This is a genomic window from Allobosea sp. P1_A7 (assembly GCF_056406775.1).
Genome location: NZ_JBFTZN010000019.1, coordinates 19,525 through 43,519, shown reverse-complemented (window position 1 = coordinate 43,519; position 23,995 = coordinate 19,525). Strand labels below are relative to the sequence as shown.

Annotated in this window: 21 protein-coding genes, 1 tRNA gene and 1 pseudogene; 17 read left to right on the top strand and 6 right to left on the bottom strand. The window is 63.5% G+C overall.

The window, feature by feature from the left end; all coding sequences use genetic code 11:
* Positions 1-451 precede the first annotated feature (451 nt).
* From AC1D34_RS05415 to AC1D34_RS05375, 9 genes and pseudogenes are all read left to right on the top strand, one after another.
* Entirely contained in the window at positions 452-1,033 is a 582-nt protein-coding gene (locus AC1D34_RS05415) for a hypothetical protein (protein ID WP_476823676.1), read from the top strand.
* Between the two features lie 73 nt (positions 1,034-1,106).
* Positions 1,107-1,571: a hypothetical protein gene (locus AC1D34_RS05410; RefSeq protein ID WP_441490968.1), complete on the top strand. Its 465-nt coding sequence runs from the start codon at positions 1,107-1,109 to the stop codon at positions 1,569-1,571.
* Positions 1,564-2,708 (top strand): annotated as a pseudogene (locus AC1D34_RS05405) (HlyD family secretion protein). Before AC1D34_RS05410 ends, AC1D34_RS05405 begins: the two are co-directional and overlap by 8 nt.
* A 286-nt stretch (positions 2,709-2,994) precedes the next feature.
* Complete coding sequence (locus AC1D34_RS05400) at positions 2,995-4,698, top strand: adenylate cyclase (protein WP_476823675.1); 1,704 nt, start codon at positions 2,995-2,997, stop codon at positions 4,696-4,698.
* A 300-nt stretch (positions 4,699-4,998) separates the two neighbouring features.
* Positions 4,999-5,256 carry a hypothetical protein gene (locus AC1D34_RS05395; RefSeq protein WP_441490965.1) on the top strand — a complete coding sequence of 86 codons (258 nt, stop codon included), beginning with the start codon at positions 4,999-5,001 and terminating at the stop codon, positions 5,254-5,256.
* 573 nt (positions 5,257-5,829) lie between these two features.
* On the top strand, positions 5,830-8,463 hold the full coding sequence (locus AC1D34_RS05390; protein WP_476823674.1) for an autotransporter outer membrane beta-barrel domain-containing protein: 2,634 nt from the start codon (positions 5,830-5,832) through the stop codon (positions 8,461-8,463).
* A gap of 397 nt (positions 8,464-8,860) precedes the next feature.
* A complete protein-coding gene (locus tag AC1D34_RS05385; RefSeq protein ID WP_441490963.1) occupies positions 8,861-9,229 on the top strand; it encodes a SpoIIAA family protein in 369 nt (122 codons plus the stop codon).
* 453 nt (positions 9,230-9,682) lie between these two features.
* A complete protein-coding gene (locus tag AC1D34_RS05380; RefSeq protein WP_441490962.1) occupies positions 9,683-9,946 on the top strand; it encodes a hypothetical protein in 264 nt (87 codons plus the stop codon).
* A 300-nt stretch (positions 9,947-10,246) separates the two neighbouring features.
* Positions 10,247-11,695, top strand: a complete 1,449-nt coding sequence (locus AC1D34_RS05375) for a hypothetical protein (RefSeq protein WP_476823673.1) — start codon at positions 10,247-10,249, stop codon at positions 11,693-11,695.
* A 107-nt stretch (positions 11,696-11,802) separates the two neighbouring features.
* On the opposite strand, the gene AC1D34_RS05370 is transcribed toward AC1D34_RS05375, so the two are convergent.
* From AC1D34_RS05370 to AC1D34_RS05355, 4 genes are all read right to left on the bottom strand, one after another.
* Positions 11,803-13,002, bottom strand: coding sequence for a M14 family metallopeptidase (locus AC1D34_RS05370; RefSeq protein ID WP_476823672.1), 1,200 nt, complete (start codon positions 13,000-13,002; stop codon positions 11,803-11,805).
* Between the two features lie 363 nt (positions 13,003-13,365).
* Complete coding sequence (locus AC1D34_RS05365) at positions 13,366-14,151, bottom strand: hypothetical protein (RefSeq protein ID WP_476823671.1); 786 nt, start codon at positions 14,149-14,151, stop codon at positions 13,366-13,368.
* 204 nt (positions 14,152-14,355) lie between these two features.
* Positions 14,356-14,595 (bottom strand): hypothetical protein, encoded by a 240-nt coding sequence (locus AC1D34_RS05360; protein WP_441490957.1) that lies wholly within the window; start codon positions 14,593-14,595, stop codon positions 14,356-14,358.
* 115 nt (positions 14,596-14,710) lie between these two features.
* Positions 14,711-14,962, bottom strand: a complete 252-nt coding sequence (locus tag AC1D34_RS05355; protein ID WP_069881075.1) for a hypothetical protein — start codon at positions 14,960-14,962, stop codon at positions 14,711-14,713.
* Between the two features lie 254 nt (positions 14,963-15,216).
* Between AC1D34_RS05355 and AC1D34_RS05350 the strand changes: the two genes are divergently transcribed.
* The gene (locus AC1D34_RS05350) at positions 15,217-15,564 is read left to right on the top strand and encodes a hypothetical protein (RefSeq protein WP_476823670.1); all 348 of its coding nucleotides are present in this window, start codon (positions 15,217-15,219) and stop codon (positions 15,562-15,564) included.
* Positions 15,565-16,419: 855 nt separating this feature from the next.
* On the opposite strand, the gene AC1D34_RS05345 is transcribed toward AC1D34_RS05350, so the two are convergent.
* Positions 16,420-16,644: a hypothetical protein gene (locus AC1D34_RS05345; protein ID WP_441508342.1), complete on the bottom strand. Its 225-nt coding sequence runs from the start codon at positions 16,642-16,644 to the stop codon at positions 16,420-16,422.
* Between the two features lie 172 nt (positions 16,645-16,816).
* Here AC1D34_RS05345 and AC1D34_RS05340 point away from each other — a divergent pair, with 172 nt between their 5' ends.
* The 7 genes from AC1D34_RS05340 (at position 16,817) to AC1D34_RS05310 (ending at position 23,391) form a co-directional block, all read left to right on the top strand.
* On the top strand, positions 16,817-17,575 hold the full coding sequence (locus AC1D34_RS05340) for an SDR family oxidoreductase (protein ID WP_476823669.1): 759 nt from the start codon (positions 16,817-16,819) through the stop codon (positions 17,573-17,575).
* A 179-nt stretch (positions 17,576-17,754) separates the two neighbouring features.
* Positions 17,755-17,943: a hypothetical protein gene (locus tag AC1D34_RS05335; RefSeq protein ID WP_141740231.1), complete on the top strand. Its 189-nt coding sequence runs from the start codon at positions 17,755-17,757 to the stop codon at positions 17,941-17,943.
* 305 nt (positions 17,944-18,248) lie between these two features.
* Positions 18,249-18,419: a hypothetical protein gene (locus tag AC1D34_RS05330; RefSeq protein WP_441490953.1), complete on the top strand. Its 171-nt coding sequence runs from the start codon at positions 18,249-18,251 to the stop codon at positions 18,417-18,419.
* A 320-nt stretch (positions 18,420-18,739) separates the two neighbouring features.
* Positions 18,740-20,260: an MBOAT family O-acyltransferase gene (locus AC1D34_RS05325; RefSeq protein ID WP_441490952.1), complete on the top strand. Its 1,521-nt coding sequence runs from the start codon at positions 18,740-18,742 to the stop codon at positions 20,258-20,260.
* Between the two features lie 26 nt (positions 20,261-20,286).
* Positions 20,287-20,538: an acyl carrier protein gene (locus AC1D34_RS05320; RefSeq protein ID WP_441490951.1), complete on the top strand. Its 252-nt coding sequence runs from the start codon at positions 20,287-20,289 to the stop codon at positions 20,536-20,538.
* Positions 20,535-22,313, top strand: a complete 1,779-nt coding sequence (locus AC1D34_RS05315; protein WP_476823668.1) for a fatty acyl-AMP ligase — start codon at positions 20,535-20,537, stop codon at positions 22,311-22,313. The genes AC1D34_RS05320 and AC1D34_RS05315 overlap by 4 nt, the downstream gene beginning before the upstream one ends.
* A complete protein-coding gene (locus AC1D34_RS05310) occupies positions 22,300-23,391 on the top strand; it encodes a hypothetical protein (RefSeq protein ID WP_476823667.1) in 1,092 nt (363 codons plus the stop codon). Before AC1D34_RS05315 ends, AC1D34_RS05310 begins: the two co-directional genes overlap by 14 nt.
* Positions 23,392-23,614: 223 nt before the next feature.
* Here AC1D34_RS05310 and AC1D34_RS05305 read toward each other — a convergent pair.
* Positions 23,615-23,692, bottom strand: a tRNA-Pro gene (locus AC1D34_RS05305).
* Positions 23,693-23,995 lie beyond the last annotated feature (303 nt).

Sequence of the window (23,995 nt, the reverse complement as noted above, 5' to 3'; positions counted from 1 at the left end):
GCACCCAGCATCTTGGATGCCTTCGCCATCTCGATGTCCGCCATGTAGACTTTCAGGTCGTCGGCCGACATGAAACTCTCGTCGGCGAGAATGTCGGCTTTCGCGCCGTGCGCCGCGGTCTGGGGCATTGCCGTTTCCTCTCCAGTCGAAATCGCGATTGCCTGCTTGGTCAGACGCCGTCCGGACGACCGAGGGTTTCCTTGAGCTCGGCTTCGAGGCTCTCGATGAGCTGTTGGTACTCGATGCAGCGGGCCTTGCGGATGGGCAGCAGCGAACTCTCCCACTCCGCAAGCGCGCGCTCGGCTTCTTCCCCCGTTTTTTAACCCCCGCTCCCCTGGGCCGTCGCCTATCCTTGCCCCTTCACCGAAGTCCCGCTCCCAGCCGCAACCGCGCGGGCGAATGAAGCAGGATGCCGTATTCGGCGGAAGCGGGCGAACCCGGAGGCCACGCCATGACGACATTGAAGAACTGGTCGCTTGCCTTTGCCCTGCTTGCCGGCGTGGCGTCCTGGTCCGGCAGCCAGCCGGCCAGAGCGCAGACGGTCATCGTCGCAGGCGTCGGCCCGGCGGCCATCGACGAACTCAATGTCAAGGTTGCGGCAGTCGACCGGCCCAATCGCACGATGATCGTGCAGCAGCGAAGCCACCGTTGGCTCGTCGAGGTGCCGGAGATCTTCGGTGATCTCTCCAAGGTCAAGGTCGGAGATAATCTCGAGATCAGGCGGATCGACGGGGCGATCGCAGCCGTCACCAGGGGCAAGAAGGGCCTCAAACCCGGCGTCCGGTACTCCGAGGGCAAGTCGGATGCGGTTTTCCAGAACCTTCCCTCACGATTTGTGACCCGTACCGCGACCGTGACGGCGAAGTTCAACGGCTTCGACCCTGCCAAGAAGGTTGTCACGATCGACGGTCCGGATGGCCGGCGTTCCCTGCCGGTTGCAGACCCCGTCCTTGCCACCGATCTCCAGAAGCTGAAGCGTGGCGACATGATCGAGCTCGTCTTTACCGAGGCGTTCCAGGTGACGCTGAAGTGAGCCGGCGCGGGCTGGCGTTCCGCGCCTGACACGGATACCGTTGCGATAGCGTTCAGGGTCGGATGGGGAAGCCATGGCGTCGCCGAATATTCATCCTGCTGCCCCGGACCATTTGCCGCCCTTCATCACGGCTCCGGGAGAGACCGACTATCTCATGGTCGCGATGGCGGTGCTGCTCCTCGTCGCGATCCTGACGGTTGGCATCATCTTCTTTCGGCTGCACACATTGCCGGAGCGGATGGCGCACAAGTCGCAGAAGCTCCAGTTCGAGATTGTCGCGGTCCTCGGGCTTCTGGCGCTGTTCACCCATATCCACCTGTTCTGGGTGGCAGGGCTCCTGCTGGCGCTGATCGACTTGCCCGATTTCTCCGGCCTCTTCGGTCGCATGGCTCACGCTCTCGAGCGAATTGCGGGTTCGACGCCCCGCCGCGGCGGGGGAGCAACAACCGAGCCACCAGACCCGTCCGATTCCCAGGAGATGCCTACAGATCAAGGGGCGGAGCAGCATGGGCGCAAGAAGGAGCCGACCCATGCTTGAGCTCATGTTCTTCTCGCTTCTGACGATCCTGCCGGACTACCTCTTTCGCCGCTACGGTCAAGGCCGTCGGATCGGCAAGGAGATCACGCTCTATTCGGTCTGGTTCGAGCTGCGCTGGGGCATCACGGCCTGCGCGATGCTGACCATCGGGTTGATCACGGTGATCTTCTACAATCACCCCTCGACTACGAACGCGACCCTGTTCTTCAGGGCGGTGCCGATCGTGCCCGAGATCAATGGGCGGGTCGCCGAGGTTTCCGCAAGATTATCGAGGCCGACGCTGCGCTCGCTGTCGCCCGGTCCGAGCTCGCCTCGAACGAATCCAAGATCCAGGAGGCGAGGAGTGACCTCCAGCAGGCGCAGGACGAATTGCGGACCAAACAGGAATTGATGCGACGGAACGCGGATGTCGTCGCACAGCGCGAGATCGAGCGGCTGCAAGTCCTCGTCGCCGGGAAGGAAGCCGCTGTGAACTCGGCGACCGCGGCGCGAGACACGGCGCAAACACGGATCTCGACGCTGCTGCCGGCGGAGAGGGAAAGTGCTCAGGCGGCGCTGGCCCAAGCCCAGGTCGATCTCGAAAAGACTGTGATCAGAGCCGGAGTGTCCGGGCGTGTCGAACAATTTGCGCTTCGTGTCGGGGACATCGTCAACCCGCTTCTGCGCCCGGGCGGCGTATTGATCCCTGAGGAAGCCGGACGTTCCTCGTTGCAGGCGGGCTTCTCCCAGATCGAAGCGCAGGTCATGAAGGTCGGCATGGTGGCCGAAGCCACCTGCATCTCGAAGCCCTGGGTCGTCATTCCGATGGTGGTGACCGGGGTGCAGGACTTCATCGCAGCCGGGCAGTTTCGCGGCGGCGAGCAGTTGATCGATGTTCAGCAGATCGCCCGGCCCGGCACGATCCTGACATTTCTTGAGCCGCTCTATCCCGATGGGCTCGACGGCGTGACGCCAGGCAGCAGCTGCATCGCCAACGCCTATTCCAGCAATCACGATCGCATCGAGTCCAAAGAAACTGGATCCGTCAAAAAGGTCCTCCTTCATGCGGTCGATGCGGTCGCGCTTGTTCATGCCATGCTGCTGAGGATCCAGGCGCTGGTCCTGCCCATTCAAACACTGGTCTTCACCGGACACTGATCCGGCAGCTCACCCACCGATCGATCGTCGTCCCTCGCGCCCGCAATGCGCAGAGTTCGCGGCCATTGGCTCTCGCAGGGCATAGCGGCCGCACGAGATCCCCATAAAAACGGTGGCCGAAACCGTCGGGCAGGCGTAAGCTCCCGCCGCGTCTTCTTAAATTTGTTACGGATTTCGGACCTGTACGTGGAGATATTGGTCGGGGGAGGCCAAGTCCATGCAGCGGAGAAATTCTGGCAGGGCCTTGCTGAGCTCTGATGGGAGCGGCCCATCATCTAGAGATATTATGGAACAACTTGAACTGATCCTGGCAAGTCCGGAGTTCAAGGTATCCGACCGGATCAGGCGGTTTTTAAGCTATGTTACCAGTGAGACGCTTGCGGGCCGTGCCGAGCGTATCAAGGCCTATTCGATAGCGACCCAGGTTCTGGGCCGCGATTCACATTTCGATATTCAGAATGATCCCGTCGTCCGCATTGAAGCCGGGCGTCTCAGACGCGCGATGGAGCGCTATTATCTTGTCGCTGGGCAGGCAGATCGCGTGCTCATCGAAATTCCGAAGGGCGGCTACGTTCCGCATTTCTCATGGCGGTCGCTCGATCCATCGGTCGAGCACGGGCAGAGGGCGCAGCCCGCGGCTATAGCCGTCTCGGCCAGGACGAAGCCGCGGGCACCCTGGGTCTGGGCGCTGATCGGCGCCATGGCGCTGGTCGTCGTCGGCGTCGGGACGGGGCAGGTCTGGCGCAGCGATCGGGCGGACGGCCCGGTCCGGCCAGCCCTCGTCGTGGCGCCCTTCGCCAATCTCTCTCCCGGCTCCGAGGCCGGGCTGCTCGCTGCGGGCATCACCGAAGAGGTGCTCGTCCAGCTGGCAAGGTTCAAGGAATTGTCGGTCTATGTGCGGGAGTCGCCGGGCAAGCCGACGTCCGTGCTCCCCGCGCCGGAGGCCGGAGGCAGGCCGGGCAGGGAGTTCGTCCTGGAAGGGAGCATACGCACCTCTGAGGGAAAGCTCCGGGTCTCCAGCCGCCTGCTCGATGGCGCCACGGCGGCGATCCTCTGGTCCCGGGCGTATGATGCGGATTTGCGCGTCAGCGACATCCTGGGCGTCCAATCCGATATCGCCGCCAAGGTCGCCACGGCCGTCGCACAACCCTATGGCATCGTGTTCGATACCTCGCAGGTGAAGGCGGAGGACGGCAGGCCTGAGAGCTTCGATGCCTATCAGTGCATGCTCCGGTTCTACCGGTACAGGCAAAGCCTGGGTCAGGACGAGCACATCGCGACGCGGCAATGCCTGGAACAGACGACTATACGTTACCCCAGCTATTCGACGGGCTGGGCCATGCTGTCCTATCTCTATCTCGATGAGGACCGCTTCCGGCTGAACCGTCGGCCAGGACCCCCGGATGCGATCTCCAGAGCCCGCAACGCGGCCCTGCGTGCGGTCGAGCTCGATCCAGAGAATGTGCGGGCTCAACAGGCTCTGATGACGATGCTGTTCTTCAACCAGGAGCCGGCCGAGGCACTGCGGATCGGGGAGCGGGCGCTGGCTCTCAACCCGAACGACATGGAACTGCTCGGGGAATATGGCAGCCGTCTTGCGCAGGCAGGTCAGTGGAAGCGCGGCTTTGATCTGCTCGATGAAGCGGTTGCAAGAAATCCGGTCCGATCGAGCTACTATGTTGGGATGCAGGCGCTCGCTGCCTATATGCTGAATGACGACCAGATGGCGCTCTCACTGATCCGGCGGGCGGACCTCGCCAGCTTCTCGCTCTATCATTTCGTGGCCGCACTCATCTATGCGCGCGCCGGTCTTGACGCAGAGGCAGCCGCGAGCCGGTCGCAGTTTCTCAAGCTGCGCCCCGACTTCTTCGCCAATCTCGGTGCGGAGCTCGCCAAGCGCAATTTCAACGAAAAGGATCGCGCCGCCCTGATCGAAGGCGCCCGGCTCGCCGGTTTTCCGCTCCGGCAGCGTCTTACCCATGCGAATTAGGCCGTCGCGGCGAGCTATCCGACTGGAGCCCCGTCGGCGCAGCGCTCTGGGCATTGCGGGGCGGAGACGAGTAGCTGAAGACGATGGCGCTCCGCAAAATCCTGATCGAAAAGAAAGACAGCAGGGAAAGCTGGGATAATGTTCTTCCGATCGAGGGCTCTTGATCAGTAAGCTGCGAGAATTCGCCGCAGATGGTGAAATCGAACATAGGTATATACTGCACTCAGGGCGACGAATAGATACGGCTCGCGCGGCAGCCTGCAAGGTTCAATGCGCGGACCGAGCGTGGAGGCTTTGACGATGAGCAAGCTGATCAACCGCGCAGTCTTGGTGGCAGGGACAGTCGTACTGGCCGCCTGGGTTCCTCTGCCCAGTCAGGGTTCGTGCAACAGCCCCAAGGGCTGCACGATGGATGCCATCTATGAAAGCTACGACATGATGCAAAGCGGCCAAATGCAGAGGGCAATGGACGAGGGACAGGCAAATATCGCGGCGTTTCATGCGTTGAAGGAGTGGGAACTCAGGCAAAGCGAAGCGCCCGTCCACCACCACTCGTGATGACCGCTCGTATTCGCCATGGGATGACCCGTTCTCGCGCTGGTTTGCCAGCCACTTAACGCCTCACCGGGACCATTGTCATAGCGATCCTGGATCTATGGCCCGGAGGCGGCGGCCTTCGACATGAGCTGGAAGCCGGTGGATTTCGAAGAGGTCAAGCCGTGGCTTGCGGTGTCTGGATCTGCGCCTTGGCGAAACAGGATGAAATCAAACTCCTGCGGCAGCGCGAAGCGCTCGCCGCAGGGCAGGTGGGTTCCGTCGGATTGGCTGTGAACAGCCAGTCACAATCGTTATCGATCCGTTAATTCCAGGTTGGTTGCACGGCAACGTGCGTGCTAGTCCCAAAAGAAAAATGCTGTCTTTTGGGGGCTTTCTGTGGCGGTTCCATGTAATTATCAGGTGCTATCGGCGCCTGTGATCTCGTTTTCGCCTGTATTACCTTGCGGCCTGAAGGCGATATCGAGGGGTCTGCGCTCAACTACGTCTGTCGCGAGTTTGCTGTCCGCCTGTATTATTGCAGGCGTCATGGTTCCCCCGGCATCGGCCGCAGACATAACGATTGGCCCGGGCCTCTTGCCGGTATCGAGTGATGCCGATGTCGGTCCGTCTGGCGATGGGGTCATCTTCAACGGCGGCACGCTCCGGTTCGATACGAGCTTCAACCTCTCGACGGGGCGGGCGCTAAGCCTTGATGCCGCTGGCGGCACCATTGACACCAACGGCTTCGACACGACGTTCGCCCGCGACATCGCGGGGGCCGGCGGCCTGAACAAGACCGGCGCCGGCACCCTCACCTTGAGCGGCATGAACACCTATACGGGCGCGACGAGTGTTGCGGCTGGCGGCACCCTTGCGATGACAGGTCAGGGCCGCATCAACCAGTCGAGCGGCATCACCGTCGATGGTGTTTTTGACGTGAGCGGGGCAGCCTCTGCGCAGGTCAAGGCCTTGAACGGCAGCGGCGAGGTCCGGCTCGGACCCGCGAGCCTTATGGTCAACAATGCCAGCGGCATCTTTTCCGGCGCCATCCGCGGCACCGGCGGAATCTCGATCAATGGCGGCACCCAGATGCTGACCGGCGCGAGTGATTTCTCCGGGGGCGCCGGGATCGCGAGTGGCGCCACCCTGCAGATCGGCAATAACGGCAATACGGGGTCGATCACCAGCGACGTGACGAACTATGGCAGCTTGATCTTCAAACGATCCGATGACGTGACCTATGCCGGGAGCATCTCGGGCCCGGGGACGTTCTCGCATCTTGGATTGAGCAAGCTCACGCTGACCGCGACGAACAGCACCCGAGGCAACGTCTTCATCGGAGCTGGGAGCACGTTGCAGCTGGGCAATGGCGGAACGACCGGCTGGATCGGCGGCACCGGCAACTTTGTCGGCTCGATCAGCAATGCGGGTGCATTGATCGTCAACCGATCGAACACCGTTTCGTATCGCGGCGTCATCTCCGGAAGCGGCACGCTCACGCAGATGGGCAGCGGCACGCTGACCCTGGCCGGCACCAACACCTATACGGGCGCGACACTCGTGACCGGCGGCACGCTCGTCGTGAATGGTTCGATCGCATCCTCGTCGAGCGTGACCGTCTCGCCTGGCGCTACGCTGAGTGGCTCCGGCCAGATTCCCGCGATGATCGTCAATGGCACGCTCGCTCCCGGAAATTCGCCCGGCACGCTTACCGTCAACGGCAGCCTGACGCTKGCCGCCGGATCGAGCTATCTCGCCGAGGTACAGGGTGCGGTCTCGGATCGCGTCAACGTCACGGGCGCTGCAGCACTCGCCGGTACGCTCAGAATCGTGCCGCTTGGCGGCGCGTACACATTCTCCAGCCCCTACACGTTGCTCTCGGCCGCGGGCGGGCTCGGAGGAAGCCGCTTCGGCACCGAGGCAACATCCGGCACGTTCGGCGACGGCGTCACCACGGCCATCTCCTACACCAGCAACGACGTCCTCCTGACATTGACGCCAAAACCGCTGGTGCCGATCGTCACGCCGCCGGCAGCTCCCCCGGGAGGCCTGTCGCCGCGCATGTTTGGCGCCAGGATGTTCAGCGGCTTCTCGATTGCCAGCGCGATCGATCGGGCCGTCGCTGCCGGGGCCGATCCATCGCCGCTGTTTACGATCTACAACCTGCCGGCAGCCGAGATACCCGCTGCCGTGAACCAGCTTTCCGGCGAAGCCCATACGTCGGTGCCGGCCATGGCCAATGCCGCCGCGGACCAGTTCCTCCACGCCATGTTGAACCCGGCGAGCGCCGGGCGAAGCGGGGCCGGCCCTGGCGCCGCGACGTTCTCGGCGCTGGGCGGCAAGGGAAGCGACGAACCGGCTCGACCGGCCTTCCTCGACGCCCCCGCATACTCGGTCTGGGGGGCGGTGCTCGGCTCCGTAGGGCGCAATGACGGAGGAGCCCGGGACGGTTCGGCCAAGCGCGATGTCGACGACGTGCATCTCGCCGTCGGTGCCGACCTTCGCGTTGGCCCTGGCAGTACCGTCGGCTTCGCCGTGGCTGGCGGCAGCGCCCGCGCATCGCTCTCGGGCGGGCTCGGAAAGGCCGATGCAGACATTTTACAGGCCGGCATCTACGGCATGACCAAGCTCGGACCGGTCAACCTGGCTGCTGCCCTGGCCTATGCGCGCCTGGAGAACGATGTGAACCGGGCCGTGCCGGCTCTCGGTGCATCCAGCCTTTCATCGTCCTATGGCAGCAACGCCTGGAGCGGGCGCCTGCAGGCCAGCGCCGCTCTGTTTGAGTGGTCCGGCGTCACGCTTTCACCGGTGGCAGCATTGCAGGCCATCCAGGTCCGCAGCCCCGCCCTGACCGAGGCGAGCTGGAATGGCGCCAACGCCGCCGCGTTGAACCTGGCTCGGCGGAGCGACGTGACCAGCCGAAGCGAGCTCGGAATGCAGCTTGATGTCGGTGGGGCTGTGAACGGCCTCCCGGTTGCCGGTTATCTCCGGGCTGGCTGGGCGCATTACTATCAGCGCGAAGCCGGATTGAGCGCCACGATCAGCGGTCTCACGGGTTCAGGGTTTGCGATCGATGGCGCGCGCGCTCCCCGCCACAGTGCGCTCCTGGCGGCCGGGCTCGATCTGAAGATCACGCCAGCCGTAACCCTGGGCGCTCGCTTCGATGGTGAACTCGCAGCAAGTGCAAATCGCCTCGGCGGACAGGCTCTGGTCAAGGTGAGCTTCTAGGCTCCCGATCGGACGTCCGGGCGAGGCCCTCGCTCGGACCCGGTCGATAGAGAGCGCCTTGCGCGCATGCCTGATCCGCGGTCGACGTCGAGACGGAATTCGGCGGCGCGGAAGAGGCCGCTCGCGTTGGTCGCGGCCGGCCCAAGGGGAGGCCTGGTCTCAGGATCAACGCAAGAGCCATTGGCGTTGGGCCTGTCCGCGTTGCCGTGATCCGGCGCAGCGGAAGCTCATGGAACCATCGGAGGGATTCAGCGATTATCTGAGCCAGACCCGCAAGGGGGCCGCTTACCTCATGCGAACCGCATGCGCTCCATGACATGTGCTCACAGGCTCCTGGCGGAGGAAGACGCCAAGGGTTTGCGAGGGACCGCCTCGAACGCCAGATCGGGAGGGAACGATGATCCAGTTCGAATTGCTGCGCGACCAGGCTGTCCTTGTACTCTCGCCGGACGGGCCGATTGAACAGGCCGATTTTGAGCGGATCGCCCGGGAGGTCGATCCGTTCATCGCATCCCATGGCAGGCTCGCCGGGGTGATGATCCGCGCAAAGGCCTTTCCGGGCTGGGACAGCTTCGGCGCGCTCGTGTCCCATCTCCGCTTCGTCAGGGATCACCACCGCAAGATCGATCGCATCGCGGCGGTGACCGATAGCGAGTTGCTGAAGATCATGCCGCATATCGCCAAGCACTTCGTTGCAGCGGAGGTTCGGCAATTTCCCTTCGATGAAAGGGCGCAAGCCCTGGCGTGGCTGGAAGCCGCGCGCTGATTGCGACGGTCCGACGTAATGGACGGAGCAGGGCCGGTCCGTTGAGGGAGGACAATCAGCAGCCCAGGGCTGCGCCACGGCAGGCGGCTGCAACATCACATGTGCGATGCAGGCCGCAGACGGATATCCTCTTCGAGCGAAAGCCGGCACTGCGGCTCAGCGGGCTCACCTTGCGGGGGGGACGCCCGAAAAACGCCTTACGATGCGTCCCCGGAGGGGCTATAACGATGCACCGGATATCTCGGGTATTCGCTGCCGATATACTTGAGGTTCCTGAGCCCTTGTATTCCCTCGTCTGGAACCGACCAAGCATACGTCGCCTGACGAGGCCACGGAGATCATGATGGTCATGCGCGCTGTCGGCGCTCGACCGGACAGAGGCGCGTCGATCAAGGCAATCCAGGCGGCTTTGGCCGCCGCACGGGGATCATCTGCCACCAGTGGAGCATGCCGATGTGGATTCTGATGTATGTCTTCTCCTACTCGGTCAACCCTGCCGCGACAAACGACAGGGCGGAATGGAGGCTGCGCCCGAGCGTGGTGTTCCAGGAATTCTCGACGGAAGAGCGATGCCTGTCCGCAAAATCGAAGCTCGACGACAGTTTAAGGGAGGCTGGAGACAAGATTAGAAGCGGTTTGGAGGATTTGAAGAGCATCGGGAAGGCCAGCCCGGGACAGATCATCATTGCCTATCATGTGGAGTGCCTTCCGAAATGATTTCAGATCCGATGCCGTGACTCGATTTTTAGGCCCCGCTTGATCCAGCGAGTTCGGCCCGTATGGACTTCGTATCGGTCCGCACTTGGAGACATCGGCCGGGTCTTGCGGGAGCTCTCCCGCCATGGCCGGCGCACCTGAGCGGACCGGTGATGAAGCCACGGATTCGCGTCGTTATTGCAACACGCGCCAGCCGCGTTTCGCATCCGGCTACAACCTTTGCGTTCAAGCTGGCGGAGCGGACCGAGGCCATGCCATAGCCACGTGATCGACAGGGTGCTTTTGGGATTGGCCAGGTCAATGCGACGAGACGGTGATGCCCCCAAGCGGTCGTTGCAGCGGCGCTGGATCAAGGTCTCCCTCATCGCAATAGCGGCATTGCTTGTTCTCGTCTTGCTGCCGCTCGGCCTCATTCTTTATCCGACGCTCAAGCCGTATCCCAAGACGGATTTTCAAGCCGCCGCTTCCCAGGCCGAAAGGAATCGCCAGGATCTGGCGCATCTGCGGCGTTTGCCCGAGGTTGAGCGGAGCTTCACCAGCGAAACCCGCGCGGCGTATGGGCGAGCTCTCGATGCGATCGAGCAGCGGGCAGGTGAGCTCGACAGGGCGGGCATGGCGATGGCGACGGCGAAGGCCGTGGCCCTAGCCGATAACGGCCATACCAACATCATCGGGATGGCAGGGGATCATGGCTTCAACGCTGCGCCCATTCGCCTGGGATGGTTTTCTGACGGATTGTTCGTGATCGCGGCCGCCGACAACCTGCGTCATCTTCTCGGAGGGCAGATCCTCGGCACAAACGAGCGCCCGACCAAAGCGCTGGTGGAGGCGCTGCGCCCTTATGTCGGCGGCCCCGCCAATCTGTCGAAGGAGTTCGTGCCGAATTTCCTGATCTCGCCTGAACTGCTCCATGCCGCCGGACTCGCCGACACGGCAAGCAGCAGCACGTTCGACATCCGGGCCGCAGATGGGAGTATGAGGCGGGCAAAGCTTGCTGCGCTGCCTGCCAGCCAGGCGCCGTTGAGTGGCAATTTTTGGCCGAAGCGCCATCTCAGCCCCGTTGCGCCAGTCGCTGGGGCGGCCGAATGGCGGCACGTCCTCGACGGCGTTGCTCTGCCGCTCTATCTCTCGCGCCCTGAGGAGAACTATTGGCATATTTATCCGGCGCAGGACCTGCTCTATGTCCAGATCAACCGGATGAGCGACAAGGGACCGGTCTCGGCATCCCGGTATCTATCGGACATGCTCGACGATGCCGCTAAGAAATCAATTCGAAACGCCGTCGTCGACCTGCGCTTCAATCGCGGCGGCGATTATGTCCTGACCGCRGATTTCTCGCGCCGTTTGCCTGAACTTCTGCCGCCGGGTGGCAGGCTCTTCATTCTGACCAGCGCAAACACCTTCTCCGCGGCGATCAGCACCGCGGCACGGCTGAAATATTTCGCCGGCTCCCGCGCGCTCCTGATCGGAGAGGCGATGGGCGATCGGTCCCAGTTCTGGGGTGAGGGCGGAACCACCCTGTTGCCGAACACGAAACTGACGCTGCGCTATACGACAGCCTATCACGATTGGGAGAACGGCTGCAGCCTTTCGCAGATCATGACGTGCTTCCTGCTGAACTATGCCTATGCCGTGCCTGCAGGATCGCTCCAGCCGACGCTGACGGTTGCACCGACCTTCGCAGACTATGCCGCCGGCAAGGATCCCGTGATGTCGGAGGTCATGCGGCTGATCGCTACCGGCAAATAGGCGCGAGCGGCTCGGGCGCGATGGCGAGCCGGCCTGGGCGCCTCCGCTCCAGGGCTGCCGGCGTCAAGCCATTCGGCCCGGAGCGATATCAGCGGGGCCGCTGGCGCCTACTCGGAATAGTCGACCGGGGCTTCGGCGGGCGCAGCGTTGTAGAAGATGAACACGAGTGGTGTACCGGGTTCGGCCGTGGCGTCCGTGCGCCGGCCACAGACCTCGCCCTCCACATCGCAGGTATATTCCGCGACCACTTCGCCGAATGCATTGCGCTGGATGGCGACCTTCTGCCCAATCTTGACCTGGTCCTTCAGCTTGACCAGGAGCTCGACGAAGCCGCCATGGGTTGAAAGAATGGTGTGCCCGCTATTGGCGAGGAACACGCCTGAATCGCGGCCGGTGCGCCCGCTCGGACCGGCAATGATGCCGTGATGCTTCAGCACATTCATCGTGCCCTCTGCGAAGAGCGGGATCAGGCTGTGGTCCAGAATGCGCGCAGCCCCGATCTCGGGCGTGAAGGCTGGGATGCCTGCGTCGATCAGGGCGTTCGCCAGCAGTGTGGGATAGGCGCGATTGTCGAATATCTGGTCGATCGGATAGAGCTCGGCCATGGCCCTGACCGCGGGCAGGTCCATTCGGGCGAGATGGAACCCCGTGAGATCCATCCCGGTGGTCCCCGTGTGGAAGTCGATCGCAAAATCGGCATTCGGCCTGAACAGCCTGTTGAACAGCAAGCCGGCATGCCGGCTGGGCGCGCTGGCACCGTTTTCATTTCCGGGCCATTCGCGATTGATGTCGATGAGATCTATGCCCCGTCCGGAATTGGGCCAGCGGCGCGCCATGCCCTCCAGCGCCGGACGCGACACAGCGAGAACCGCCATGACGCCGCCCGACATCGTGGCCGGATCGAGCTGGGACATGACCGACTGGATCATGTGCATCGGGCTGATCTCGTCGCCGTGCACACCGCTGATGAGCGCGATGCGCTTGCCTGGCTTCGCTCCCTTGGCGACGATCACGGACACGTACCAGTGCTGCCCCGTCGGCATCTGCACGCCCTGGAAATAGAAAAGGTGCCTGCCGGGCGCGAGGTCCTCGAGGTCGAGTGCGCTGATCACTCTTTTCCCGCCGATCACGTCTCCGGTGAAGACCGTCCCGCGCGACGCGGCCTGGGCCGAACGGGCCGCCGGCGCCGAAGCGGCCTGAGCTCGTGCGGGGCCGGCATGGGCCGCAAGGGCAGCCGACGCGCCGACCGAGGCAATGGTTGCCCTCATGAAGTCACGGCGATCGAGGCTGTCTGTTTCGTCTGACATGGCGATCGGTCCTTATGTCGTACGCGATGGGGACGATCTGCTCCCGGCCCGGCGCCGACGCAAGATCCGTGTGATACGCCGCCGCTCTTGCGGGGCTGGTATTCTGTCGCGCTCTGCATGCGGTCGACAGGAGGGCGAGCACGATGCCGGGCAAGGCGGTCGTGCCGCAAGCAGGGCTCTCCCAGCAATCGGAACCAATCGCCGCACGTGCCGTTGGTCTTCCAGCCCTGGCGATGGCTGGAAGCAGTTGGACTGTCCTTGCGGTCGCCTGCAACGGCCATCGCTTGCAACGATCCAACTCCGCTTCGGCGTGTGCCCTCAGGGGTGTCGCTCGAACCCGAGAGGAATGCGCAAATGGCAGGTTCAGGCGATCCCTGCAGATCGGCAGAGCTCACGGACCTGGTGGGATGCATCACCGCGCTGGAAGCGGCTGTGATCGTGGCCCTGGGGCAAATCGCGCTTGCGGGGGCCGACACGGCCGAGGAGGCGAATGCCACGCTCGCCGAGCTCCGGACGCATTGCGATCAGGTGAGGGAGGCTCTGCGAGCGGCAGCGGAAGCGGACGGAAAACCTTCCGGCATCCCTGATCAGGCCTTCACAAAAGAGCTCGCCCGGATATTCGCCGCAATTCGCTTCGCCGGGCTGCGCTCCAGTAGTCCGGGCGATCTCGACCTTTTCGCCGGTTATCGCCGCTCGCGACGACGCAGAGTAGTCGATCGAGATTGACCCGACCGTTGCCGGCCTGACAGGCCCCTGATCGACGGTTTGTGATAGGTCAATGCCTCCTCGCTCGACTGCCGTGATGGTGTCGGTTGCGGGAGAAGGGTAATGAATGGTTCTTCGCGCGAAGTCTTGCGGTTCGGTGGGGCGGCTTTGGCGCTTGCAAACGCCGTCATGCTGCTTCTCAGCTTCATCGATGCGGTGAACGATGAAGAGGCGATCGAAGCCGCTCGGTCCACTGCCACTCTGCCGACGCTTCTTCTGATCCTCGGCTCCATAGCTGTGGCAATCAGCTTTGCGGGAGAACGCTAGAAGCCCGTCGCTTCGACAGGGCTGGAGAATTTTCTCATTTTGGGCGATGATGGGGCGGAACTTGGGCAGTGCTGCCGCAGTTGAAGCTGAGCAAACCTCGGAGGCGACAATGGGCATTCTCGAGCTATCGATCGTACTGGCATGTGCCTCGGCCATCGGCTTCTACATCGCTGATGGGGCGGCATGAGGTAGGACCTCTCGGCCTTGATCTGACGCAGGCGCGCGCGCTCCGCTCCCGATGCCCTTGCTCCCGCGATCTCGCAGGGGTCCTCGGGAACGTCCTGGGACGCGCCTTGGCACCGCGCTGGCCCGGGAGAGCGCTCAGCTGTCCGGATTGGGAAAAGGGCCAGGCTCTCCCAGCTGGCCGTGGCCCGCCTCGTTGTCCTGCCCCGTCTGGAGCGAGACGTTCAAGGCAATCAGCAGCGAGACCCTCTCTGTGAGCTCATTGAGCGCGTCGACCATCTCATCGACGATTTCGGCGCTGTGATCGAGACCACATTGCTTGAGGAACACGACGGCTTTGCGCGCACGAAGGATCAGGTCGTCATAGACAGGTTGCATAACGATCACCGCCAGCTGCGGGAGCCGCTGAGCATGATGCAGCCTGAGCGTGCGCGGGTAGAGACTTACGGCCGGTGTCTTCCAAGCCCTAAGACCCTAGACCCCTTGGGATATATCATGCGGCCCTGATGCCTTCCTCGAACTCCTCGGGAATGGCGCCATGGCGGGCGAGAACCTCTATCGAGCTGAGTTCGCTGGTCTCGTCATCGGCCACGACATGGATGACGGCGACGCCTTCCGCCCGCCCCGCGAGCCGCTCCGCATCGCGCAGGGCGTGGTGCTTGGTCTTGGCGGGCGTCTTGTTGCCCGGCACCAGCCGTTTCCGGCGGGTGACGAATTCCTGGATGATGAAGGTGTCGACATTCATGGCGTGAATCTCCGCGGTCTTCGATTGTTCTAGTTATGTTCTCGAGCGAGTGCGAGTCAAAATCTCGGCGGCCATGCGTGTCTGCGATACGCTCACCTGGCCGTGATCGATGGAGTCTCGGAGGGCGCCCCTGCGGCGTGCGGCGAGAGCACGGCGAGCCCGTGCGTCGGCGAGGATGGAGTGTCCGGTGTCGGGCATTTTTGAACCAGCGCCAGGACCATGCGTTTAGCCTCGACCTCAACAGAGTGCCAATCATGATCCGTACGACTTTCCATAGCCTGATTGCGCTGGCGCTGCTCTCGGGCGCCGCGTCCAGCCAGACTGCTCCGGCAGAAAATCCGTCCTCACCCGAGATCGTCGCCTGCAAGGCCACGGCGCTCCATACGATCTCGTCGCGGGAGCCAGAGATCAAGGACATCTATATCGACGAGGACGGGGCGACGATCGCCACCTCCGAAACCAAGGTGGGGGATACGCCGATCACACGCATCATCATGGGCGAAGCCTATTTGCGCACCGATCGCACGGACAAACCGCGACGGTTCCTGTGCCTGATCGGGGAAAAGGGCAAGGTCCTGCTGACCTTCTTCACGCAGCGCTGACGTGGGGGCCGATCTTTCGAGGCCCCGCAGCGCAGGCATCTGGGCCATGGGGCCGGAGCCGGACACGCCGGGGACGACCGCTCATAGGCGCCGATTATGCCCGCTGCGCCGAATGGTGCAGCGGGCTCGTTCTCGTTCTGCGGCCGGAAAACGCGACGCGGCCATGGCGCAAGCGATGCGGGGGAAGGTCTCGAGGTGGATGAATACGCTCAGGCTGGGCGAYGACGGTCCGGCGGCAGCAGAACGTCACAGGGAAACGCTGTTCCGGACCCATCGCTTCACAAACCCCGGGAAGGTCCGCTCCGCAATCGCGCCGTCAGAACGTGCGTTCCTCCATCAGCTTCACTGAATCGGGAGCAGGCTTATAATGCCAAGTTGCTATGGAGGATGTTGTCGTGGGGGTAGACATCGTGCGGCTCGCCTGTTGTTCCATGCATCCCGCGAGCGGCAGTAAGACAAGAGCAGCCAGTGAAAGACGAAGTACATAGGTCATCACTACACCTCATCGTGAAAGGTGAGACGATATTGCCCCCTCAACCTCGCAATAACCGCAATATACGACGCATTGTCGCAGCCAGAGATCACAGCGCAGTCGAGCGTCATCACGTCATCGCGACTGTCGCCGGGCGCTTATCTGATGGCAGAACGCCGTGGAAACGGAGCGCGCTCATCGCGCATCGGCCATCGGAACCTAATCGTTCGCGGCGCGTAGTACAGGACGAGTTAGTGACCCCAAACTTGGCCCGGCTCTCCTAAAGGGGGCCGGGTTTCTGTTGTCTGGATCGGAGCAGGGGAGGCACCGGCAGGCCTCGGCTCAGGGGCAAGCAGTCCAGGGGGGCATCTGCGAGCCTCCGGTCAGGGGGCCAGGAGTGCGACCACAATCCAGGCCAATACTGCCAGGACAAGCCCTGCGATCAGAACCTTCAGGACCGGGCGGCCAAGGAAACCCTGCCGTGCTTCGACGGGCGTTTCCTGTGCGGGATGGGCGGCCGAGTGATCGTCGGGGCGCAGAGGAGAGATCGGGTCGCCGCCCCGTGTCGCCGATTGCCGTTCGGCCCTGCGTTCAGTCTCCGTTTCCATGGCGTTTTCCTCCGCACGGTTTCAAGCTCGCGGCTATCCGCGAATGACGGAACAACGGTGCCGCCGGACGTCAGGTTCCGCCGCGCGGCTGATCCCAACCACAGGAAACGGGTGGCTGCACCCCGCGGCCAATCGCTAATTCGCCTTGACGACACCGACAGGGGAGCGAGCTGTGGAACTGGAAGACAAGGCGATCATCATCACGGGTGCGAGCAGCGGAATCGGCGCTGCGGCGGCTCTATTGTTCGCAGCCGAAGGAGCCAAGCTGGTTCTCGGAGCCCGCCGTGGTGCCGAGATGGAAACCTTGGCTGCGCAGATCCGGAAGAACCATGGCCGGGCCGTGTGTCTGGCCGGCGACGTCAGGGATGAGGACTATGCCAGCGCGCTCGTCGCCCTGGCCCTCAAGGAATTCGGTCACCTCGACGGTGCCTTCAACAATGCCGGCATCGTCGGCGACATGATGCCGGTCGCCGAGATGGGGATGGCCAACTGGAACGATGTCATCGCGGTCAATCTGACGAGCGCGTTCCTGGCAGCGAAAGCCCAGATCCCGGTCATGAAGGAGAGCGGGCAGGGCTCGATCGTCTTCACATCCTCCTTCGTCGGCTTCAGCAATGGCGGGCTGCCGGGAATGGCGGCCTATGCCGCGTCCAAGGCGGGCATGATCGGCCTGATGCAGTCGCTGGCCTCCGAGCATGCCGCGGACGGCATCCGCGTCAATGCGCTCCTGCCGGGCGGCACCATCACGCCAAGCGGTGGCGAGGGACAGCCGGCCGTCCTGGATTTCGTCGCCAACCTGCACCCGATGAAGCGCATGGCGAGTTCAGAGGAGATCGCGCAGGCGGCCCTGTTCCTGTTGTCCGACAGGTCCAGCTTCGTGACGGGAAGCCCGATGCTCGTGGATGGCGGCATTTCCGTGCGGCTGGCCTGATACCGGCGCTGAAGCGAGGCGCCAGATCAGGATTGACGGGCGACGATCGGAAGTACCTTCGATCGAGCGCCTCGCCATCTCCCGCGGGGACCGGGAGGAGCGACACGGTTTGGGAACGTATGCGTCTCGCTGGCGTTACCTCGTCGTCTATCGGCTTCATCAACGGCAGAGGCATGGCAATGCGAGAGCACACAACCCCGGCGGTCGAAAGTCTCCGGAAGGAGCAGAAGCAGCAGCGAAAGACCGAGCGTGAAAGCACGCCGGAACAGCAGCTCGACAAGGCGCTGAAGGATACGTTCCCCGCAAGCGACCCGGTCGCCGCGCAGAGCCCGGCCAAGCCTGGGGCGCCTGGGAAGAGGCGGCAGTAGGATGAACGTCACCGGCTGGCTCCGCCCACGCGGAACCAACTCCAAAGGTCGCGTGAGCGGACATGAAGGGCGCACGTCCTCTCTCGCGGCGCACATAATGTGCCGCGTTGGCAAGCCAACGCGCGGTGTCTCCGTCGAGCGCCGGAAGTGCACGGTCCGCGCTCGGCCGCGTAGCGTCGCCGACGCACTGTTCAGCGCCGCGGCCGCTTGCTCCGCAATCGAGGCCGCCTCCGCCGGCCGCTGAATCCGTTCATCACAAGCACGATCATCGAAATCAGCATGGTCAATCGCAGGCCCGGCGCATCATGCTCCAGATCCTGCTTGCGATCGGCGGCGGCCGTGTGACCAAAGGTCGGATCAATCGCGGCGCACCCGAGGCGATTATGGGAGCTCTCTATGCCTCCGTCGGCTACCAGATCGGCCTGAATGGCCGCTCGCATGCCTATGACGGCAGGCTGGGGATCAAAATCTGGTAAAGCAACCTGTACCCTAAAGGCCCGCAGAGATTCACGCAGCCATCGACATCACTGGGTCGGGCTTCCGAGCTCCAGCCGGGCTTGATGCCCGTAGCGATTCTCAATCTCGATCAAGGCGAAGAGTGGCAAAGCTAGACCCTTTACTGAGGCTCCTGCGCAGTCGCGCAGATTGCCCAACGACCGACGGCGCCGTAGCGGCAGTATCGGTGACATATTTCACACATATGGCCGGCTAATGGGCCACAAGCTTCCGGTCCGTCTTGCGTGCGTCCGGACCGGCTGTATGCCTGTAGCCTCGCACGGCTCCAACGGCACGCCCGATGCTCTTCAATTCTACCGAGTTCATCTTCGTCTTTCTTCCGCTTGCGGTGCTTCTGCACTTCGCATTGGCGCGCGTGAGCGCCGCGGCCGCGATCATCGGCACGACGCTGTCGTCGCTCGTCTTCTATGCATGGTGGAACCCGCCTTATGTGCTCTTGCCCGTGGCGTCGATCGTCGCGAATTTCTGGTTCGCACGGCTGATCGCAGCCGCGAAGAAGCCGGCGGCGAAGCGACTCCTGGTCTTCGGAATCGTCAGCAACATCCTCGTGCTATGCTATTGGAAATACGCTGATTTCCTTCTCTCGATCGTTCATTCCTACAAAGCCGCGCCCCCCGTCGTTCCGCTCGCCTTGTCGTTCACGACATTCGTGCAGATCGCCTTTCTGGTCGACGTCTACCGCCGCAAAGTTCCGCTTCATTTCAGCCGCTACGCGTTCTTTGTCGCCTTCTTCCCGCATCTGATCGCGGGACCCATCGTGCGCTGGAACAGCTTCGGCCGGCAGCTCGGCGATGATGCGCGCTTCCGGTTGGATTGGTCGAACGTTGCCCTTGGGCTGACGATTTTCATCATCGGCCTCGCCAAGAAGGTGCTGATCGCCGATTCGCTTTCGCCGCATGTCGGCACGGTCTTCGACGCTGCGGCGAGGGGCGACCCGGTTACCGCCATCGCCGCATGGGGCGGTGCCCTGGCCTTCTCGGCCCAGATCTACTTCGACTTTTCCGGCTATTCCGAGATGGCGATCGGCCTCGGGCTGTTGTTCAATTTCCGGCTGCCCGTGAATTTTGCCGCACCATTGCGCGCAACCAGCATCCTGGACTTCTGGCGGCGGTGGCACATCACGCTGTCGCAGTGGCTGCGGGACTATGTCTACGGGCCGCTGACCTTCGGCCGGCCGATGGGGTGGTGGCGCGCCATCGCAGTGATGATCACGATGACCCTGGCCGGTCTCTGGCACGGAGCCGGGTGGACGTTCGTGGTATGGGGCGCCTATCACGGCTGCCTTCTCACCATCAACACGATCTGGCAGCGGATCGTGCCCGAGCGGGATGAGCCGACACAGGCGGGCCGGTTCGTCGGATGGGCGCTGACCTTCACGGCCTTCGTGGTGGGCTCTGTCCTGTTTCGCTCTGCGGATATCGAGACGTCGGGGCATCTCTTCGCCGCCATGGGAGGCATGGGTCAATCCCCGGTCGCGGAGGCGCTCACGCTGCAGCACGACTGGTGGGCGATACGCCAGGGCTGGATCTCGGAGGCCTTCATCCGCACCTGGCTCGGCAGCACCTGGTCGCTCACCGGGACTGCGCTGACTCTGCTGGCGCTGGCGATTGCCCTTCTCCTGCCGGACCCGATGGAGATCACCGGTTATCGCGAAGGCGATGCTCAGTCGAACTGGCGAAGACATGTCGGCGCGCTAGCCTGGCGCCCCTCGCTCATCGCCCTCGGCACGGCCTTCCTGCTCTTCGGCGAAGTGTTCTTCCGGCTCGGGCAGGTGAGCGAGTTCCTCTATTACCAATTCTGACGATCAGTCTGGGAGCGTGGCGTTTGATGGCAACTGACAAGGGCGAAGCAGAAATCACCGCGTGGTGCGTCGCGCATCTCGCCAAGGGGCTGCGACGCCCTGCGGAAAAGATCGATCCGCAGGCCAAGTTCACGCGCCTGGGCGTCGATTCCGCGATGGCGGTTTACCTGGTGGCCGAGCTCGAGGAATGGCTTGGGCGCGAACTCGCCCCTGAACTGGCCTTCGAATACCCCAGCATCGCAGCGCTTGCCCGTCACCTCGCGGGAGCGCAGGATTGAACCAGATTCTGACAATTCAGGAGAGCCCGGCGGCCCTCGAGGCCGGCTACAGCTCGATGGTCGAGCTGCTGCGTGCGCGCGCTGCGGAGCAGCCGAACGAGCGCGCCTATGCCTTCCTGTCGGATCGCGGCGGCGAGGAGGCCTCGCTCACCTTCTCGGAGCTCGAGCGCCGCGCCCGTGCGCTTGCGGCGGAGCTGGTAGGGCGCGGTCTCTCCGGCGAGCGAGCGCTCCTGATGTTCCCGCCTGGGCTCGATTTCCTCGTCGCCTTCTTCGGCTGCCTGATTGCCGGCACGATCGCTGTACCGATGATGCCGCCACGGCGCCTGGGCGCGCGCAATTCGAGCGCCAGCATCGTCGCCGACTGCACGCCGCGTATCGCATTGACGAGTCCGGCACTKCAGGCGACTCGCGGCGACCTCTCGGAGCGTCTCCAGGCCCCCGCGCTCGATTTCATGGCCGTCGACGCCACGAAGGAGGCCCAGGCGCCGGCGGGAAGCATGTTCCCGGAGCCCGGCCTGCAGGACCTGGCTTTCCTGCAATATACCTCGGGCTCGACGTCGGATCCCAAGGGCGTGATGGTGAGCCATGGCAACCTTCTCGCTAATAGCGAGATGATCCGGCTCGTATACGGCAACACCCGCGCGACGACCTATGTGAGCTGGGTGCCGCTCTATCACGACATGGGGCTCATCCTGAACGTGCTGCAGACGCTCTATGTCGGCACGCTTTGCGTACTCATGGCCCCCGTCAGCTTTATGCAGCGCCCCCTGAACTGGCTGCGCGCGATCAGCGACTACCGCGCCGAGTTCGCGACGGCGCCGAACTTTGCCTTCGATCTCTGCGTCGATCGCTTCCGCCCCGACCAGATGGCGGGAATCGATCTGTCCCACTGGAAAATTGCGCTCAACGGCGCCGAGCCGGTGCGCGCGGAAACGATGGAGCGCTTCACCAAGATCTTCGCGCCCTATGGCTTCGCGCCGGACGCATGTTCGCCGGCCTACGGGCTCGCGGAGGCGACGCTTCTCGCCTCCGGCGGCGGACGGGGGCGGGGGCTCGTAAAACGTCGGATAAGCCGGGAGGCGCTGCAACGCCTTCGCGCGGCCGCGCCGACGAGCGAAGACGACGCGCAGTTCGTCGCAGGCTGCGGCAAGGCCCTCGTCGGCGAAAGGCTCGCGATCGTCGATCCGGAGACATGCCGACGCCTTCAAACCGGTCATGCCGGCGAGATCTGGATTTCCGGTCCGAATGTCACCCAGGGCTATTGGCAAAACGCCAAGGCCACCGCCGCGACCTTCTGGCCGCGGATCGAAGGGGAAGCCGCGGAGCGCTGGCTTCGTACCGGCGATCTCGGGTTCCTCGATGACACCGGCGAGCTCTTCATCACCGGGCGCATCAAGGACGTGATCATCATTCGCGGCATCAACCATTATCCGCAGGACCTCGAGGACACCGTTCAGGCGAGCCACCCGGCCTTGCGGAGGCATGGCGGCGCCGCCTTCTCGATCCTGGACGAGGATGGCGAGGGCCGTCTTGTCGTGGTGCAGGAAATCGAGCGGACGCAGATGCGCCACGTCTCCATCGATGACATCGAGGACACGATCCGCGAGGCGATCGCCACCGAGCACGAGCTTGCCATCCACGATGTCGTACTGATCCGCCCCGGCAACCTGCCGAAGACGACGAGCGGCAAGATCCAGCGCGGCCTTGCCCGCAGCCTTTTCCTCGACGGACGCCTTGCCGAACTCCAGCCAGGTTTGCCCGATGCTCTGGCGTAAGAAGAAGCCGGTTTCCGCTGCGTCCGGGATGAACCCTCGGACCTATGCGCTGGCCCTTATCCTGGGCGCTGCGGCGCTCTTTGCCAGCGTGGTCGTCGCGAATGTCGTGATCGATCCGCAGGGCGTGTTCGGCACAAACGTCCTTCCGCGTACGCCCAACCTCAATTACCACTACCGTAATCTCGCGGCCTATGACGCTGCGCCGGACAGTTTCGAGGGCGTGCTGTTCGGCTCCTCTCGCGCCCAGGCCACTGCGCCAGCGGAGCTGTCCCGCCGCTTGGACGGGGTGAATTTCGCCAGTTTCTGGGCCACACGCGGCATGCTGCCGGACTTCCTGCCCGCGCTCGAATACGTCCTCGCCGACAAGGTGAAACGAGCGCAGCACTTGAGCACGGTGTTCCTGCTCCTCGATATCGATACCTTCGGAGATCCCCCGGCGACAAACCGCTACATCGAGACCTTGCTGCCTCAGGCCCTGAGCGGCGAAAGCGGCGTGTATTTCTGGTGGCGCAATCTGACGGCCATGCAGGTCCGGAGCTGGCAGCGTATCCTGCGCGAGGCCCGCGCCGCGATCGAGGAGAGGGATCGCAAGAGCCCTTCGGTCGTCGACAAGGTGAAACTGGCATTCGTCCGTTTGGCATCGTTGAGCAGCTTGGCCGGGCGTGGCTCGCAGGCCGGAAGCGACTACAACAGGCCGTTCGCGCAGCGCGCGTATTTCGCAGACCAGCTGCAGATCCTGCAGCGTATCGCCACGCTGTCTCGACAGAACGGCACCAGGYTCATTGTGGCCGTCAGCCCGCTCCACCGTGCCGTCGAGAGCCGCTATTTGCCGAAGGATCTCGCGCAAGCGCTTGATCAGGTTGCGCGTGTCACGCCGCTCTGGGACTTCACGGGCGCCGACTGGCTCTCGGACGATCCGAACTATTGGATGGGCGACCAGGCTCACTATTCCGCTGAGGTCGGCCGCATGATGCTGGCCCGCATTTTCGGCGAGCCGATGCCGCCCAACTGGGAACGATTCGGCCGGTTGAGGGGAGCGGAGGGCGCCGTCGCTTCAGAGGTCGATGCGCGGCGCTGAAGTGCGCCGCCGCTTGATTCTCTTCCCGCCGCGCTCGATCAATTTCCAGATCAGAACAGCATAGCGTCAGAGCTCGGCAGTTCCCTCGCGAGCCGCAACTGACGCTTGGCCCACGTGCTGGAAATGCCAGAATCGCGCTGGTATAGCCCGAATGTGCCCGAGCAGATACGGCGCCGCGGCATCTTAATGCCGTTCGCCAACTCAATGTTTCCATGAGGTTTTATGGTCGGAGCGAGAGGATTCGAACCTCCGACCCCTTGTCCCCCAGACAAGTGCGCTAACCGGGCTGCGCTACGCTCCGACAGGGCGGCTTATAGAGGGGTGGGCGCGCGGATGCAACGCGCTTCGGCATACTCTCCGCAGGGTTTTTCAGAAGCGCTGCATCGCCGCCATGCCGCGCTGCCATATCTCGCGCCAAGCCTTGGTTCGGGGCGCGAAGGGACCACGTCCACCTGCGCTTTCGGCGTGCACCGGGAACAAGCGCCAAGGGGCTCCATGGCAGGCGCCGGCTGGACGCATACGCTTGGGCGATAGCCTTCCGGCTTCGAAACCGTCGGCATTAACTGCATGTTAAGCAAAACATTGCGGAGAGAGCCGTTCGTCC

What these genes read in the sequence shown, in the direction of transcription:
- AC1D34_RS05415 (WP_476823676.1), top strand. Translation starts at nt 452, where the DNA reads ATGACGACATTGAAGAACTGGTCGCTTGCCTTTGCCCTGCTTGCCGGC.
- AC1D34_RS05410 (WP_441490968.1), top strand. Translation starts at nt 1,107, where the DNA reads ATGGCGTCGCCGAATATTCATCCTGCTGCCCCGGACCATTTGCCGCCC.
- AC1D34_RS05400 (WP_476823675.1), top strand. Translation starts at nt 2,995, where the DNA reads ATGGAACAACTTGAACTGATCCTGGCAAGTCCGGAGTTCAAGGTATCC.
- AC1D34_RS05395 (WP_441490965.1), top strand. Translation starts at nt 4,999, where the DNA reads ATGAGCAAGCTGATCAACCGCGCAGTCTTGGTGGCAGGGACAGTCGTA.
- AC1D34_RS05385 (WP_441490963.1), top strand. Translation starts at nt 8,861, where the DNA reads ATGATCCAGTTCGAATTGCTGCGCGACCAGGCTGTCCTTGTACTCTCG.
- AC1D34_RS05380 (WP_441490962.1), top strand. Translation starts at nt 9,683, where the DNA reads ATGTGGATTCTGATGTATGTCTTCTCCTACTCGGTCAACCCTGCCGCG.
- AC1D34_RS05370 (WP_476823672.1), bottom strand. Translation starts at nt 13,002, where the DNA reads ATGTCAGACGAAACAGACAGCCTCGATCGCCGTGACTTCATGAGGGCA.
- AC1D34_RS05365 (WP_476823671.1), bottom strand. Translation starts at nt 14,151, where the DNA reads ATGCCCATTGTCGCCTCCGAGGTTTGCTCAGCTTCAACTGCGGCAGCA.
- AC1D34_RS05360 (WP_441490957.1), bottom strand. Translation starts at nt 14,595, where the DNA reads ATGCAACCTGTCTATGACGACCTGATCCTTCGTGCGCGCAAAGCCGTC.
- AC1D34_RS05355 (WP_069881075.1), bottom strand. Translation starts at nt 14,962, where the DNA reads ATGAATGTCGACACCTTCATCATCCAGGAATTCGTCACCCGCCGGAAA.
- AC1D34_RS05350 (WP_476823670.1), top strand. Translation starts at nt 15,217, where the DNA reads ATGATCCGTACGACTTTCCATAGCCTGATTGCGCTGGCGCTGCTCTCG.
- AC1D34_RS05345 (WP_441508342.1), bottom strand. Translation starts at nt 16,644, where the DNA reads ATGGAAACGGAGACTGAACGCAGGGCCGAACGGCAATCGGCGACACGG.
- AC1D34_RS05335 (WP_141740231.1), top strand. Translation starts at nt 17,755, where the DNA reads ATGCGAGAGCACACAACCCCGGCGGTCGAAAGTCTCCGGAAGGAGCAG.
- AC1D34_RS05330 (WP_441490953.1), top strand. Translation starts at nt 18,249, where the DNA reads ATGCTCCAGATCCTGCTTGCGATCGGCGGCGGCCGTGTGACCAAAGGT.
- AC1D34_RS05325 (WP_441490952.1), top strand. Translation starts at nt 18,740, where the DNA reads ATGCTCTTCAATTCTACCGAGTTCATCTTCGTCTTTCTTCCGCTTGCG.
- AC1D34_RS05320 (WP_441490951.1), top strand. Translation starts at nt 20,287, where the DNA reads ATGGCAACTGACAAGGGCGAAGCAGAAATCACCGCGTGGTGCGTCGCG.